Source organism: Streptomyces sp. NBC_01451 (assembly GCF_036227485.1).
Taxonomy (GTDB): domain Bacteria; phylum Actinomycetota; class Actinomycetes; order Streptomycetales; family Streptomycetaceae; genus Streptomyces.
Genome location: NZ_CP109479.1, coordinates 6,674,976 through 6,689,632 on the forward strand (window position 1 = coordinate 6,674,976; position 14,657 = coordinate 6,689,632).

General features: G+C 71.3%; 10 protein-coding genes and 1 pseudogene. 3 read left to right on the top strand and 8 right to left on the bottom strand.

The window, feature by feature from the left end; genetic code table 11:
• Window positions 1–139 precede the first annotated feature (139 nt).
• Window positions 140–1,522, top strand: coding sequence for a glycine--tRNA ligase (locus OG595_RS29330; RefSeq protein WP_327694770.1), 1,383 nt, complete (start codon window positions 140–142; stop codon window positions 1,520–1,522).
• A 191-nt stretch (window positions 1,523–1,713) separates the two neighbouring features.
• On the opposite strand, the gene OG595_RS29335 is transcribed toward OG595_RS29330, so the two are convergent.
• From OG595_RS29335 to OG595_RS29350, 4 genes and pseudogenes are all read right to left on the bottom strand, one after another.
• Window positions 1,714–1,920, bottom strand: coding sequence for a hypothetical protein (locus OG595_RS29335; RefSeq protein WP_329277146.1), 207 nt, complete (start codon window positions 1,918–1,920; stop codon window positions 1,714–1,716).
• A 115-nt stretch (window positions 1,921–2,035) separates the two neighbouring features.
• The gene (locus OG595_RS29340) at window positions 2,036–2,743 is read right to left on the bottom strand and encodes a response regulator transcription factor (RefSeq protein ID WP_329277149.1); all 708 of its coding nucleotides are present in this window, start codon (window positions 2,741–2,743) and stop codon (window positions 2,036–2,038) included.
• Window positions 2,728–3,135: pseudogene (locus tag OG595_RS29345) on the bottom strand (sensor histidine kinase); the annotation flags it as partial. The gene OG595_RS29340 and the pseudogene OG595_RS29345, both read right to left, overlap by 16 nt.
• A gap of 280 nt (window positions 3,136–3,415) precedes the next feature.
• Window positions 3,416–4,849, bottom strand: a complete 1,434-nt coding sequence (locus OG595_RS29350) for an MFS transporter (protein WP_329277153.1) — start codon at window positions 4,847–4,849, stop codon at window positions 3,416–3,418.
• A gap of 163 nt (window positions 4,850–5,012) precedes the next feature.
• On the opposite strand from OG595_RS29350, the gene OG595_RS29355 reads away from it, so the two are divergent.
• The gene (locus OG595_RS29355) at window positions 5,013–5,927 is read left to right on the top strand and encodes a helix-turn-helix transcriptional regulator (protein WP_329283301.1); all 915 of its coding nucleotides are present in this window, start codon (window positions 5,013–5,015) and stop codon (window positions 5,925–5,927) included.
• A 75-nt stretch (window positions 5,928–6,002) separates the two neighbouring features.
• Here the strand turns inward: OG595_RS29355 and OG595_RS29360 are convergent, their stop codons facing one another.
• On the bottom strand, window positions 6,003–7,520 hold the full coding sequence (locus OG595_RS29360) for an MFS transporter (RefSeq protein WP_329277154.1): 1,518 nt from the start codon (window positions 7,518–7,520) through the stop codon (window positions 6,003–6,005).
• A gap of 65 nt (window positions 7,521–7,585) precedes the next feature.
• On the opposite strand from OG595_RS29360, the gene dusB reads away from it, so the two are divergent.
• Window positions 7,586–8,740: a tRNA dihydrouridine synthase DusB gene (gene dusB, locus OG595_RS29365; RefSeq protein ID WP_329277157.1), complete on the top strand. Its 1,155-nt coding sequence runs from the start codon at window positions 7,586–7,588 to the stop codon at window positions 8,738–8,740.
• Window positions 8,741–8,884: 144 nt separating this feature from the next.
• On the opposite strand, the gene OG595_RS29370 is transcribed toward dusB, so the two are convergent.
• The 3 genes from OG595_RS29370 to OG595_RS29380 all read right to left on the bottom strand — a co-directional run bounded on the left by OG595_RS29370 (window position 8,885) and on the right by OG595_RS29380 (window position 14,602).
• Window positions 8,885–10,951, bottom strand: a complete 2,067-nt coding sequence (locus tag OG595_RS29370; protein ID WP_329277159.1) for a CDP-alcohol phosphatidyltransferase — start codon at window positions 10,949–10,951, stop codon at window positions 8,885–8,887.
• A gap of 184 nt (window positions 10,952–11,135) precedes the next feature.
• Complete coding sequence (locus OG595_RS29375) at window positions 11,136–13,073, bottom strand: amylo-alpha-1,6-glucosidase (protein ID WP_329277161.1); 1,938 nt, start codon at window positions 13,071–13,073, stop codon at window positions 11,136–11,138.
• Window positions 13,070–14,602, bottom strand: coding sequence for an MGH1-like glycoside hydrolase domain-containing protein (locus OG595_RS29380; protein ID WP_329277163.1), 1,533 nt, complete (start codon window positions 14,600–14,602; stop codon window positions 13,070–13,072). Before OG595_RS29380 ends, OG595_RS29375 begins: the two co-directional genes overlap by 4 nt.
• Window positions 14,603–14,657: the final 55 nt, after the last annotated feature.

A 14,657-nucleotide genomic window follows, 5' to 3' on the forward strand; every position in this document is an offset into this window, starting at 1 on the left:
TAGCCGGAACCGATTTGATTGGGGGGCGGGCCCCGCCGGTAACCTGAGTCATTCGCTCTGAAGCGCGCCCGCTCCGCCCGTCCGGAGCGCGTCCGCTTCATCGCCCGTCGTCGTAAATCGTCGTAATGAAGAGAGCACCGTGGCCGCCGACAAGATCGACACCATCGTCAGCCTGAGCAAGCGCCGTGGCTTCGTATTCCCGTGCAGTGAGATCTACGGCGGCCAGCGCGCCGCCTGGGACTACGGACCGCTGGGTGTCGAGCTCAAGGAGAACCTCAAGCGCCAGTGGTGGCGCTACATGGTGACGTCGCGCGAGGACGTCGTCGGTATCGACTCGTCCGTCATCCTGGCCTCCGAGGTCTGGGTGGCCTCCGGTCACGTCGCGACCTTCTCCGACCCGCTCACCGAGTGCACCTCCTGTCACAAGCGCTACCGCGCCGACCACCTGGAGGAGGCCTACGAGGCGAAGCACCACCGCCTCCCGGAGAACGGCCTCGCCGACATCAACTGCCCCAACTGCGGCAACAAGGGCCAGTTCACCGAGCCCAAGCAGTTCTCCGGTCTGCTGTCGACGCACCTCGGCCCGACCCAGGACTCCGGTTCGGTCGCCTACCTGCGCCCCGAGACCGCCCAGGGCATCTTCACCAACTTCTCCCAGGTGCAGACCACTTCGCGCCGCAAGCCGCCGTTCGGCATCGCCCAGATGGGCAAGTCGTTCCGCAACGAGATCACGCCCGGCAACTTCATCTTCCGCACCCGCGAGTTCGAGCAGATGGAGATGGAGTTCTTCGTCAAGCCGGGCGAGGACGAGAAGTGGCAGGAGTACTGGATGCAGGAGCGCTGGAACTGGTACACCGGCCTCGGCCTCCGCGAGGAGAACATGCGCTGGTACGACCACCCGGCCGAGAAGCTCTCGCACTACTCCAAGCGCACCGCCGACATCGAGTACCGCTTCCAGTTCGGCGGCAACGAGTGGGGTGAGCTGGAGGGCGTCGCCAACCGCACGGACTACGACCTCACGGCCCACTCCAAGGCCTCCGGCCAGGACCTCTCCTTCTTCGACCAGGAGGCCGGCGAGCGCTGGACGCCGTACGTCATCGAGCCCGCCGCCGGTGTCGGCCGCGCGATGCTGGCGTTCCTCCTCGACGCGTACATCGAGGACGAGGCGCCCAACGCCAAGGGCAAGATGGAGAAGCGCACCGTGCTGCGCCTCGACCCGCGCCTGGCGCCGGTCAAGGTCGCGGTCCTGCCGCTGTCCCGCAACCCCGAGCTGTCCCCGAAGGCCAAGGGCCTGGCCACCGCCCTGCGCCAGAACTGGAACATCGAGTTCGACGACGCGGGCGCCATCGGCCGCCGCTACCGGCGCCAGGACGAGATCGGTACGCCGTTCTGCGTCACGGTCGACTTCGACACGCTCGACGACAACGCGGTGACGGTTCGCGAGCGGGACACGATGAAGCAGGAGCGCGTGTCGCTGGACCAGATCGAGGGGTACCTGGCTCAGCGTCTGATCGGCTGCTAGGTCCGATGCCCTGCCGTCCTGGGGGCTGCCGCCCCCAGACCCCCGCTTCGGCCTGAACGGCCTCGTCCTCAAACGCCGGACGGGCTGAGGGCGGCCCCGGAGTCCTCAAGCTCCCCCAGAGGGGGACCCCCGGACGGGCTGAAAGCTGAGAGTGGCCCCGGAGTCCTGTGACTCCGGGGCCACTTGGGGTTCTAGCCCGCTGTCGGGTCCACCGTCGCCTGGTGCTCCTCGGCGAGGTGTTCCTCCGCCTTCAGCCAGGGCAGGAACTGCACCTTCTTGCGCCAGCCGCACGTGTCGCAGCTCATGAGGCGCTGCGCCCCGATACGCGTGACGTGGACGACATGCTCCCGGCCGTGCTGGTCCCAGCGGCTCACCTTGCTCGTGTTGGTCTGCAACATGACCTCTCCGCTGTCCAGGGGATGCGTGCAGGTGTGAGTGTGCAGCAAGAGCAACATCAACAGGGGACGTCTGTGTGAAGAGTTGACAGTTGATGCCTCTGACACGTCATGGCGCTCAGGGCTCGCCACCGGGGGCGATCAGGCCCGTCTCATAGGCCAGTACGACCGCCTGGACCCGGTCCCGCAGCTCCAGTTTCGACAGGATGCGGCCGACGTGCGTCTTGACCGTGGTCGGGCTCAGGAACAGGTGTTCCGCCAGTTCGGCGTTGCTCAGACCCGTCGCCATCAGCCGCAGGACCTCCAGCTCACGGGGTGTCAGACCCGACAGGTCCGCGTGCCCGGCGGGGGATCGCGAGGGCTCCTGGCGGTGCGCGAAGCGTTCGATCAGACGGCGGGTGATCGCGGGTGCCAGCAGGGCGTCGCCGGACTGGACCAGGTGTACGGAGGCCACCAGGTGTTCCGGGGTGACGTCCTTGAGGAGGAAGCCGCAGGCACCGGCGGTCAGGGCGGCGTACACGTAGTGGTCGAGGTCGTAGGTGGTGAGGATGACGACGCGGGTTCCCCCGGCCTCCGGGGCGTCGTCGGCGAGGATCCGCCGCGTGGCCTCGATGCCGTCCATGCCCGGCATCCGGATGTCCATGAGGACCACGTCGGGCCGGGTACGGCGTACGGCGGCCACCGCCTCGGCCCCGTCGGCCGCCTCGGCGGTCACCTCGATGCCGTCGGCGGCCAGGATCATCCCGAAGCCCGTGCGGACCAGCGCCTGGTCGTCGGCGATGACGGCTCGGAGAGGTGGCTGGTCGTGGGTCACGGGGTCCGCCACGGGACTCTGGCCGTGATGCGGTAACCGCCGGCGGGGGTCGGACCGGCGGTCAGCTCGCCGCCGTACACCGCGAGCCGTTCACGCAGTCCGATCAGACCGCGGCCGTGGCCCGTCCCGTTGTCCTTCCCGATGTCCTTCCCCTGGCTGTCGCCTTCCGGCGGTGGGGAGTTGGGGGCGGTGGCACGCGTGTTGCCGACCTCGATCAGGAGGCAGTCGTCGGTCCAGCCGATCAGTACGGAGGCCTCGGCGCCGGGTGCGTGCCTGATCGTGTTGGTCAGCGCCTCCTGCACCACGCGGTACGCCGTCAGGTCCACCCCGGGCGGCAACGGGTCGGGTGGCAGCGACACGGCGACGACGACCGGTGTCCCGGCGCCGCGCACCCGCTCCGTCAGGTGGCCGGTGCAACTCGGCCGAGAACCGGGTGTGCTCCTCCGCAATCCGACGCTGCCAGAAACCGCCGGGCTGGCCAGCACCCCGGCGACCAACAGCATGCCCCCTGGGGCCCGACCGATCGGAGAGCGGGGCCCCGCCCGCTGGAACGCGCGGTCGGCAACGACGGTGCCGACGACCAACTGCACTACCGGCGTCGTCACCAGTGCGTTCCGCATGCCCATCCCTGGGGCCAAAGCGCGTACGGCGGGGTGACGCAGTCGGGGTGGGCGCGGCAGACGCTCACCCGATCTTCCGCGGCAGCCGCAGGCTGAGCAGTGTCGTCAGCGCGATGCCTCCCACCTGCACCACCAGCGTCGTCACCAGCGCGTCCCGCATGCCCATACCCGGGGCCAGGGAGAGGAACAGCGTGCCCAGGGTCGCCACGCCCAGCGCCAGCGCGGACTGCTGGGTCGTGACCATCACCCCGCTGCCGACGCCCGCCCGGGCCGGCTCGACCTCCGAGAGGATGATCCGGAACAGCACGGGGAGCTGAAGCGCCTGCCCCGCACCCGCGACCGCCGCACCCGGCAGCAGTTCCACCAGCCCCAGGTCCGGCCAGGAACGCCACACCGCGACGGCGATGAGAGCCACGCCCACCCCCTGGATCAGGCCGCCGACGGTGACGACCCGGGTGCCGTACCGGGCGACCAGACGCGGTCCGGCCAGGGAGACGCCGAAGAACGTCACCGCCATCGGGGCCAGCGCCAGCCCCGCCCGCACCGGACCCAGGCCCGCGCCCTGTTGCAGGGCTACCGCGATCACGAACATGAAGCCGCTGAAGCCGATCGCGAACGGCACGATCATCAGCAGGCCCCTGCGCAGCGACGTCAGCGCGAAGAGCGTCGGCGGTACGAGTGGAGTGCGGCCCTTGCGGTCGGCGCCGCGCTCGATCGCGTAGAACGCCGCCGCGGCGAACGGGAACGTGGCCAGCGACAGCCAGGTCCACAGCGGCCAGCCCGCCGCCCGGCCCTCGGTGAGCGGGGCCAGCAGTGTGATCAGGGCGACCCCCAGGAGGAGTGTGCCGGGGACGTCCACCGGTTCCGGGTGCTGCGAGCGGGTCTCGGGGACCGACCGGGCGGCCAGGACCAGACCGAGCAGCACCACCGGCACGTTCACCAGGAACACCGAGCGCCAGCCCGTGCCCGCGATGTCGGCGGCCACCAGTACGCCGCCGAGGATCTGGCCCGCCACCATCGACAGGCCCGCCGTCGCGCCGTACAGGCCCATCGCCCTGGCGCGGCGCGGGCCCGCCGTCGCGGACTGGATCGTCGCGAGCACCTGCGGCAGCATCGCCGCCGACGCCGCGCCCTGTGCGATCCGGGCCGCCACCAGGGTCCAGGCGGTCGGCGCCAGACCGCAGGCCAGCGAGGTGACGGCGAAGGCCGCCATGCCGCCCAGGAAGAGCCGGCGTCGGCCGAAGAGGTCGCCGAGCCGCCCGCCGAGGACGAGCAGGACGGCGTACGAGACCCCGTACCCGGCGACCACCAGTTCGAGGACGGCCTCGCTCGCCGCGAGGTCCCGGCCGATGGTGGGCAGGGCGACGTTGACGATGAAGAAGTCGATGAGCGGGAGGGCCGCGCCGAGGAGCACGGTGAACAGTCCGAGTCCGCCGAGTACGGGCGGTCCGGCCGGAGAACGGACAGAGGCGGTGGGTGAGGTGCTTGTGTCGGTCACGCCGACCAGCGTCCGCCTACCCTGAGGGTGGTACCAGAGTCTCTTTATCCTGGTAGTAGCAGCACCTGGAAACAGGGTCCGGAGGGAGAACGAGGGAAGGGAAAGTAGGACCGTGACCACGACGAGCATCGCCACCGCCCAGGAAACCACCGCCCAGGAAACCGTGGCTCGGCGGGAGCGGCGGCGGCCCGGCGCGCGCGGCTCGGACATCCGGCGCCACGAGCTCGCCGTCTTCCTGCGCAGCCGCCGCGAGCGCATCACCCCCGAGCAGGTCGGCCTGCCGCGCGGCAGACGCCGCCGTACGCCGGGCCTGCGCCGCGAGGAGGTCGCCCAGCTCTCCGCGGTGGGCGTCACCTGGTACACCTGGCTCGAACAGGCGCGCGCGATCCAGGTCTCCGAACAGGTGCTCGACGCCCTCGCTCGCACCCTGCTCCTCGACGCGAGCGAACGCGCCCACCTCTTCCAGCTGGCCGGAGCCGTCGACCCCACCCCCGCCGCGAGCTGCCCGACGATCACTCCCGCCCTGCGTGAACTCCTGCGCGCCCTCGACCCCATCCCGGCGTGCATCCAGAACAGCCGGTACGACATCCAGGCGTACAACCGCACCTACAGCCGCCTCATGGGCGACCTGGACGCCGTGCCGCCCGAGGACCGCAACCTCATGCTGCTCGTCTACACGAACGAGGAGTGGCGCTCGTCGGTCGTCCTGCTCGAAGAGACGATGCGGGTGATGGCGGCCAAGCTCCGCGTCCAGCAGGCGGCCCATCTCGGCGACCCCGCCTGGAAGCTGATGCTGAAGCGGCTGCGCACCGAGTCCCCGGAGTTCTGCGCGATCTGGGAGCGGTACGAGGTGGTCAGCGCCCTGGGCAAGACCAAGCAGTTCCGCAATCCGTACGTCGGCCTGCTCACCGTCGACCACACCGACCTCTGGCTCGCCCCGGAACTGGGCACCCGCCTGGTGACCCTGGTCCCGACGGACGAGGAGACGCGCGCACGCCTGGAGAAGCTGTACTCGATGGTCCTGGCCGGGGAGCGCGAAGCGGGAAGCGGGGCGCGGGAGCTGAGGGCGGGGAGCTGAGAGGCGGAGGGGGCGGATGGAGCGGAGGGGGCGGCCGGGACACCCGCCGCCACCGCGATGTGCCGCAGCGACGGCTCACCCCGCGGTGCGCGCCTCCGAGGCGCCCCGCACGTCAGCATCCCCGCCCTCGCCCTCGGCCTCGCCTCCGTCGTCACGCGAGGCGCTCCCGCTCGCGCCGTCTCCGTCCTCCAGGCGTCCGGCCGCCCGCTCCGCCGTCCGCCGGGCCCAGCCGCCGGTCGTGACGGCGCCCAGGACCAGTACGGCCAGACCGCAGCCCGCGATGATCCACCAGCCGGGCCGCGCCGCGGCGGCGAACACCTCCTTGTACGGGCCCGCCCCGATGCCCGACGCCAGCACCGCGCCGATCACCGCGACCCCCAGCGTGCCGCCGGTCTGACGGCTGGTGGAGGCGACCGCGGCGGCCACCCCGGCCTGGGACCGGGGCATGCCCGAGACGGCCGTGTTGGTGATGGGCGCGTTGACGAAGCCGAAGCCGAGGCCGAACACGAAGTACCCGATGACCAGCGTCACGTTCGACGACTCCGCGTCGAACCCGGCGAACAGGACCCCGCTCACCGTCATCGCGACCCCTGCCGTGAGCAGCGAGAACCGTGGCCCCCGGCTGCCGACCAGCCGCCCCGAGAGCGGCGCGCACACGAAGCACATCACCGCCATCGGCAGCATCCACAGACCGGCGTGCAGTGCGGACAGCCCCCGCACGTTCTGCAGGTACAGCGTCGACAGGAACAGGAATCCGCTCAGCGCCGCGAACGCGCTGACCGCGATCACGGTCGCCCCGCTGAACGGCGCCGACCGGAAGAACCGCAGGTCGATGAGGGGTTCGGTGCGCCGGGGCTCGTAATAGAGCAGTCCGAGCAGCGCGGCCAGGGAGACCGCTCCGAAGGCGAGCGTGTGGGTGGCCGGCGAACTCGGCGCCTCGATGATCGCGTACGTCAGCGAGCCGAGCAGCGCGATGACCAGGACCTGGCCGACCGGGTCCGGGCGGCGGGCCTTGGGCGCCCGGGACTCGGGGACGTACCGCAGGGTCAGCAGGAGCGCGACGAGGCCCACCGGTAGGTTGATCCAGAAGATCGAGCGCCAGCCGACGGAGTCCACGAGCAGGCCGCCGATGATCGGGCCGGCGGCCATGGAAATGCCGACCACCCCGCCCCACACCCCGATCGCCCGGGCCCGCTCGCGCGGGTCGGTGAAGGTGTTGGTGATGATCGACATGGCGACCGGGTTGAGCATCGAGCCGCCGACCGCCTGGATCATGCGGAACACGATGAGCCAGTCGAGGCTCGGGGCGAGCGAGCAGAGCACCGAGCCGAGCGTGAACAGCACCAGCCCGGTCAGGAAGACCCGGCGGCGGCCGATCCGGTCGGCGGTCGAGCCCGCCAGCATCAGCAGCGAGGCCAGCACCAGCGTGTACGCGTCGAGCGCCCACTGCATACCGGCCACGCTCGCGCCCAGATCCCTCTCCATGGAGGGGAGCGCGACGTTGAGCACGGTGACGTCGAGGCTCACGATCAGCAGGCTCATGCAGCAGATCGCGAGCACCAGCATGCGGCGGCGGGGACTCAGCTCGGACATGCGGTCCATAGTACGGCTAACTAATGACTTTGGCTGTACTCCGTTCGGTGCGCGAGAATGGCCCGATGTCCACGCCCGTCACCGCCCCCGCAAGCCTCCTCCGCATCGGCCCGCACACCGTGCAGCCGCCCGTCGTCCTCGCGCCCATGGCCGGGATCACGAACGCGCCCTTCCGCACCCTGTGCCGGGAGTTCAGCGGCGGCAAGGGCCTGTTCGTCAGCGAGATGATCACGACCCGGGCGCTGGTCGAACGCAACGAGAAGACCATGCAGCTGATCCACTTCGACGCGACGGAGAAGCCGCGCTCGATCCAGCTGTACGGCGTCGACCCGGCGACCGTCGGCAAGGCCGTCCGCATGATCGCGGAGGAGGACCGCGCCGACCACATCGACCTCAACTTCGGGTGCCCCGTCCCGAAGGTGACGCGGAAGGGCGGCGGCTCGGCACTCCCGTACAAGCGGCACCTGCTGCGCGCGATCCTGCGCGAGGCGGTGTCCGGCGCCGGGGACATCCCCGTCACGATGAAGATGCGCAAGGGCATCGACGACGACCACATCACCTACCTCGACGCCGGCCGGATCGCGGTGGAGGAGGGCGTGACGGCCATCGCGCTGCACGGCCGCACCGCCGCCCAGCACTACGGCGGCACGGCCGACTGGGACGCGATCGCCCGCCTCAAGGAGCACGTGCCGGAGATCCCCGTCCTCGGCAACGGCGACATCTGGTCGGCCGAGGACGCCCTGCGGATGGTCCGGGAGACCGGGTGCGACGGAGTCGTGGTCGGACGCGGGTGCCTCGGGCGGCCGTGGCTGTTCGCGGACCTGGTGGCCGCCTTCGAGGGACGTACGGACGCCATCGCGCGCCCGTCCCTCCGCGAGGTCGCCGACATCATGGTCCGGCACGCCACGCTGCTCGGCGAGTGGATCGGGGACGAGCCGCGCGGGGTCATCGACTTCCGCAAGCACGTCGCCTGGTACCTGAAGGGCTTCGCGGTCGGCTCGGAGATGCGCAAGCGCCTCGCGATCACGTCGTCCCTGGAGGAACTCCGTGCCGGCCTGGACGAGTTGGACCTCGACCAGGCCTGGCCGCTCGGCGCCGACGGGCCCCGTGGCCGTACGTCCGGCAACAACCGGGTGGTGCTGCCGGAGGGCTGGCTGAAGGACCCGTACGACTGCGCGGGCGTGAGCGAGGACGCGGAGTTGGACACGTCCGGGGGGTGAGGTTCCCCTCCGGGGGTGAGTTGTTCGGCTGCGGGTCCGTCGTGGCTGGTCGCGCCCACGCGGCGGAGCCGCACATCGATACAGCCCCGCGCCCCTGGGTGGCCGGGGGCGTTGCCCCGGCCACCCAGGGGCGTCGACGGTCGTTTACGGGTGCGGTGTTGAGCCGTATGCCGTGAGGAACTTGTCGCGGAAGGCGCTCATCTTCCAGACCGGGGCGTTGTGGGCGGGGCGCAGGCCGTCCGTCCAGTTCCAGTCGGCGATCTTGTCGAGGACCTTCGGGTCCTTGGCGACGACCGACACCGGCACGTCACGGCTGGCGTTGCTGCCGCTGACCCGGGACATGGGCTGGTGGTCGCCTAGGAAGACGAGGACGGTGTTGTCGGTGCCGTACCGGGTCAGCCAGTCGATGAGGCTGGTGACCGAGTACTGGATCGACTTGCCGTACTCCGCCTTGGCCTCGGGGCCGTTGTAGAGGACGTCCTTCGGGTTCTTGCCCGCCTTCTGGATCGCGTTGAACACCGTGCCGTCGCCGAGCTCGTCCTGCGGCACCGTCTTCGGAAGCGGCGCCCAGGGCTGGTGGCTCGACGTCAGGATGATCTCCGACATCAGCGGCTTGGCCTGCTTCCTACCGTGCTCCAGGCGCTGGTAGGCCTCCAGCGTGTACTGGTCCGGCATGGTCGACCAGCTGAACTTCGGCCCCTTGTAACCGAGGTCCTTCGACGCGTAGTTCTTCTCCAGGCCGTAGAACTTCGCCTCCGGCCAGCTCTTCTGCACGCCCGGCATCACGCCGACCGTCCGCCAGTCGCCGGTGCGCCGGAACACTTCGGGGAGGGTGAGGCGGTCGCTGTTGACGAGGGTGCGGTAGCGCTGCTGGTTGTTGATCCACAGGCCCGACAGGAACGTGGAGTGGCCGAGCCAGCTGCTGCCGCCGTACGTCGCCGAGGTCAGCCAGCCGCTCTTCGCGGCGAACCCGGCGTCCGTGAGGGCCTGCGCCTGGTCGGCGAGCGTCTGGTCGACGCCGGGCGACATGATCGGGTCCTCGATCGCACTGCGGCCGTAGCTCTCGATGAACGTGAAGATGACGTCCTTGCCGCGCAGGTCCGGCACCAGCTGGTCACCCGGCGTCTTGGCGAACGGGTCGTTCTTCGCCAGCTCCTTGAACTCCGCCTCGTCGCGCAGGGTGTCGCTCACCCGCCGCGCGTGCACCTTGACGACCCCGGCGGTGTGGTCCGACGCGATCGGCACTCCGCCGACCGTGAGGCCCAGGGACATGCAGGTGATCCAGACGGTGCCGGCGATGAGCGCGCCCTTGGTGGCGACGGCGTTGTGGCGGGCCAGCTGATTGCTGAGCCGCACGGTCGCGAGGGCCGTCCCGGCGAGCAGGAACAGCACGAGCAGGAACACCCCGATGGTGGCGGCGATCGACCCCACCGCGCCGAAGGAGTCGGTGAGGTACGACTGCGCGTCGCTCAGCAGCGCCCAGTCGAGCAGCACGTTGAAGTGCCGGCCCAGGAACTCGACGAAGCCCATGTCCAGCAGGTTCACCACGGTGACCGCGCCCAGGAAGACGCCGATGCACGCGGCCGTGATCACGCGCGGCCGGCGCGGCATCGCGAGCAGCACGACGGCCCCGACGATCGCCTCGGCCGGGAGCCGCAGGAACTCGGTGATCCGCAGGTTGCCGAAGGTGTTCGGCATCTGCAGGGCGACGAGAACGAGAAGCGCGGAGAGGGCGGTCGCCGCCCAGCCCAGGTTGCGGGCGGCGACGGGGCGCCGGGTACGCCAGTCGGCCTTGGTCGCCGCCTGGTCGGGCTCTGCCCTGTCGGCCGCGTCGGGCGCGTCGGTCACCTCAGTGACCTCAGCAGCCTCAGCGGTGTCTGCTGCGTCTGATACCTCAGCGGCGTCAGTGCCCTCGGTGGCCTTGCTGGTGGCCTTGTCCGGCGTTTCCGAGGCCGGGTCCGGGCCCGGGTCCGGCTCGATGGCGGGCTCGGCGGGGTCCACGGCGGACGTGGGCTGCTTTCCGGCCGCCGGTCCGGGAGTCGGCTCGGCGGCCGGTCGAGCCGTCGCCTCCGGCTCCTCGACCGCCGTACCGGCGGCATCGGTTGCTTCAGTGACGGCCTGGCCCTGGCTCGAAGGCACCTCGGACGGTGCCTCGGAAGGTCCCTCGGGGGTGGCGTCCGTCGATGGGTTGGTGCGAGTGAACAGAGGCACCCCGGAGGTCCTTCCGTGTGAAGCCGTGCAGGAGGCGGCGGACCCGGCGCGGGAGCCGAGGTCCGCCACCATCCCGTACGGCGGGCCCTCAGCCTCCGTTCAGCCTTCGCGCCCAAGCACCCGGCAAACACCGGGCAAACGCCTCACCAAGCCCGACCGGCCGCACACCTCTCGGTACGTCCCCTCAGGCGCCCCCGACCGCCGTGAGCAGCGCCAACGGGGCCGCCGCCGACCGGGACTCCCGTACGCACGCGTGCGGGTAGGGCACCGGCTCGCCGTGGGTGTCGCGGCCGTAACCGGCGAGGACCTCGGGGAGACGGTGGCCGGTGGCGGTCGCCGCGTCGACGAGGGCGTGGGCGACCGTACGGGCCTCGTCGTGCAGGCCGTACCGGGAGAGGCCCAGCGTGATCAGGGCGTTGTCGTGCGGCCAGACCGAGCCCCGGTGGTAGGAGAGGGGGTGATAGGCGGGCTGGCCCGACGCCAGCGTCCGTACGCCCCAGCCGGAGAAGAAGTCCGGCTCGACCAGGCGCCGACCGACCTTCTCGCCGAACTCCTTGTCGAGCAGCCCCGACCAGAGCAGATGGCCCGCGTCGGAGGCCAGCGCGTCGACCTGGTTGCCCTCGCCGTCGAGCGCCAGGGCCGGGAAGGAGTGCTCGGGCATCCAGAAGTCCCGCTGGAAACGGTCCCGGAGGTCGGCCGCCGCCTGTTCGAGGAGGGCGGCGTACACCTCGTCGCCCCATACCGTGCGGGCGAGTTGGGCGGTACGCCGCAGGGCGTCGTACGCGTAGCCCTGGGCCCCCGCCGCCATCACCGGGCCGCTTGCGCGGGTGCCGTCGGCCGAGCAGATGGCGCCGGGGGAGTCCTTCCAGTTCTGGTTGGCGAGGCCGCCCTGGTCGGCCCGGTAGACCAGATAGCCGCGGGACGTCAGGCCGCCGTGGTCCAGCATCCAGCCGATCGCCGCACGGGCGTTGGCTTCGAGGCGGCGGGCCAGGGCCGTGTCGCCGGTCTGCTCGACGTACGCCCCGAGGAGCACCAGGAAGAGCGGGGTCGCGTCGACCGAGCCGTAGTAACGGCCGTACGGCACCTGTCCGAAGTGCGCCAGCTCGCCGTGCCGGACCTCGTGCACGATCTTGCCCGGCTGGGCCACGGAGTCCGGGCCGACCTCGGTCGCCTGGGTCGCGGCGAGCGCCGGGAGGGTGGCGGCGGCGAGCTGGGGACGGTAGGGGAGGGCGAAGAGGGAGGTGAGGAGCGCGTCGCGGCCGAGGAGGGTGAGGAACCAGGGCGCGCCGGCCGCCGGTACGCGCAGTTCCTCACCGTCGGGTCCGGTCGCGGGGACCTGCATCGACGCCAGGTCGGAGAGGCCGCGTGCGCAGGCCGCCGCCAGCTCGGGCCAGCCGGTGGGGAAGGCAACGCCCTCGACGAACTCCCCTTCCATGGCGAGGAGTTGGTCATTGGCGGCGGAGGGGGAGGCGGGGACCAGCGGCTCCTTGGCCGCGCCGTGCGGGCGGGCCGCGACACGCAGCGCCAGTTCCGCGGAACCGTGCGGTTCGAGGTTCAGGGTCCAGACCAGGCGCCGGGCGCCGGTGCCGGTCTCCTCGACGCCGTCCGGGGCAGGCTCGGCGGTGACCGTCGTACAGGACAGCCATTCGCCGCGCCGGTAGCTGAACTCGACGCCGTCGTCGAGGACTTCACGTTTGCGGACGGCGCCGGACTTCACGTACGTCCGGTAGTCGGAGCGCAGCTCGAACTGGTCGGTGAAGTCGGCGTCGGCGGTGACCGCGATCCGGACCGTCACCGGTACCGGACGGTTGCTGGTCACCCGCAGCGACTCGACGAACGCGCCGTCCGCGACGGCCTGTTCACGGAAGAGGGTGTAGGCGGGCGGCTCCTGACGGCCCCCGCGCGGTACGAGGACACAGCGTGCGGTGTCCCCGTCGGCGACCGGGCTGAGCGTCTCGGGCACGGCGCCGTCGACGGTGAGCTGCCAGCGGCTCAAGTGCCGGGCGTCGCGTACGAATAACCCGTCGGGCTGGACGCTCCCGCGTACGCCGCTGATGTCCCCGCCGTCGCCGACGGCCGCGAACGTCCCGCCGTGCACGAGCAGATGATGCCGGTCCGTCATGCCCGTTCGCCTCCCTTGTCCTTCGTGTCGCTCATCTGACTCATGTCGCTCATGCCGTCCACGTCGTACCTGTCGAACGCGTTGGTGATGTCGCTGTCGCCGAAGGGCTGTTGGTGGAGCAGATCGAGGGTGAGCGCGGCGGTCCAGCCGAAGCCGAGCGCCCCGCAGGCCTCGCCGGTGCACGGGTCCACGTACTCCGCGAACTCCGTCGCGTCGGCCGTCTCCAGCAGTGCCGTGCGCAGTGCGTCGGCGTGCGCCCGCTCGCCGTGCTGCCGCAGCCCGCGCTCCACCAGCCACCCCGTGTTGAACCAGGCCGGCCCCCGCCAGTAGCGGTGCGGGTCGAAGGCCTCGCCGAGCAGGTCGTAGGACGGGACGAGACGGGCGGCGCCGCCGACCTCGAAGTGCGGCCCGCGCGCCGTACGGACGAGGGTGGCGGCGATGTCCCGGGGGAGCGTGGGCAGGAGGAGCGGCACGAGGCCGGAGACGCTGCGCTCGGGAATGAGGGCGCCCTCCACCACGTCGCGGCAGAAGAACATCCCCTCCGCCGGGTCCCACAGACGCTCCACCAGGGCCGCCGTCAGACGTTCCGCGCGGGCGTGCCGGGCCGTCCCCGTCGCGCCCAGCTCGCGGGCGATACGGGCCAGCGCGTGCTCCGACGCGATCAGCAGCGCGTTGAAGGAGGGGTCCTCGACGGCGAACCCGCCTGTGCCGGCTCCGTAGCCCCCGCCCGGCCCGGCTCCGTAGCCCCCGCCCAGCCCGTCCCTGTATCCGGCGTCCCGGTAGTCCGTGGCCAGCCGCACGTACCGCCCGTAGTCCAGGTCGGTCGGCCGGTCCTCGGCGGCTCCGTGGTCGAGGTCGGCGCGGCGGAAGGAGCGGGCCGGGGCCGGGGTGACGCGGCTCAACGGGGCATCCCAGCAAGGGCTGTTGTCCATACCCTGTTCCCAGGGGTGCACGACCGACGCGAGGCCGCCCCCGCCCAGGTCCCGGCGGTGCAGCAGATAGCGGTGCCAGGCGGCGAGCGCCGGGTAGGCGCGGGCGAGGAAGCCGCGCGACCGGGACAGCCCGGGGTCGGCCTGGTGCACCAGCCAGACGGCCAGCGCGTGCACCGGTGGCTGCACGATGCCGGACGTCTGTACGGTGCGCGGGGCGCCCGCAGCGCGCCCCGCGGTCGAGGAGCGCCAGAAGTCGGGGCTCGGAAAGTACGCGTCGAGCGGGACGGAAGGGTTGAAGACGATGTGCGGGATCCGCCCGTCGCCCCACTGGGCGGAGAGCAACGTCTCCAGCTCCGTCTGCGCGCGGAGGGGCGACAGATGACGCAGGCCGATCGCGATGAACGCGGAGTCCCAGGACCACTGGTGCGGATACAGGCCGCGCGAGGGCACCGTCGAGGTGCCGGTCCAGTTGCCCTCCAGCACCTCGGCCGCCCTGACGTGCAGGGCACGCTGGGCATGTGTCGTAACGTCCGCTTCGTATACGAAGGGGTGCCCCGTGGTGCGGGCACGGGAGGTCAGCTGGGCAGTGCGATCCACTCGGGGCTCCCCGAAGACGTTCGGCCCGACCTGTTCGGTCGTGCCACCGTAGAGT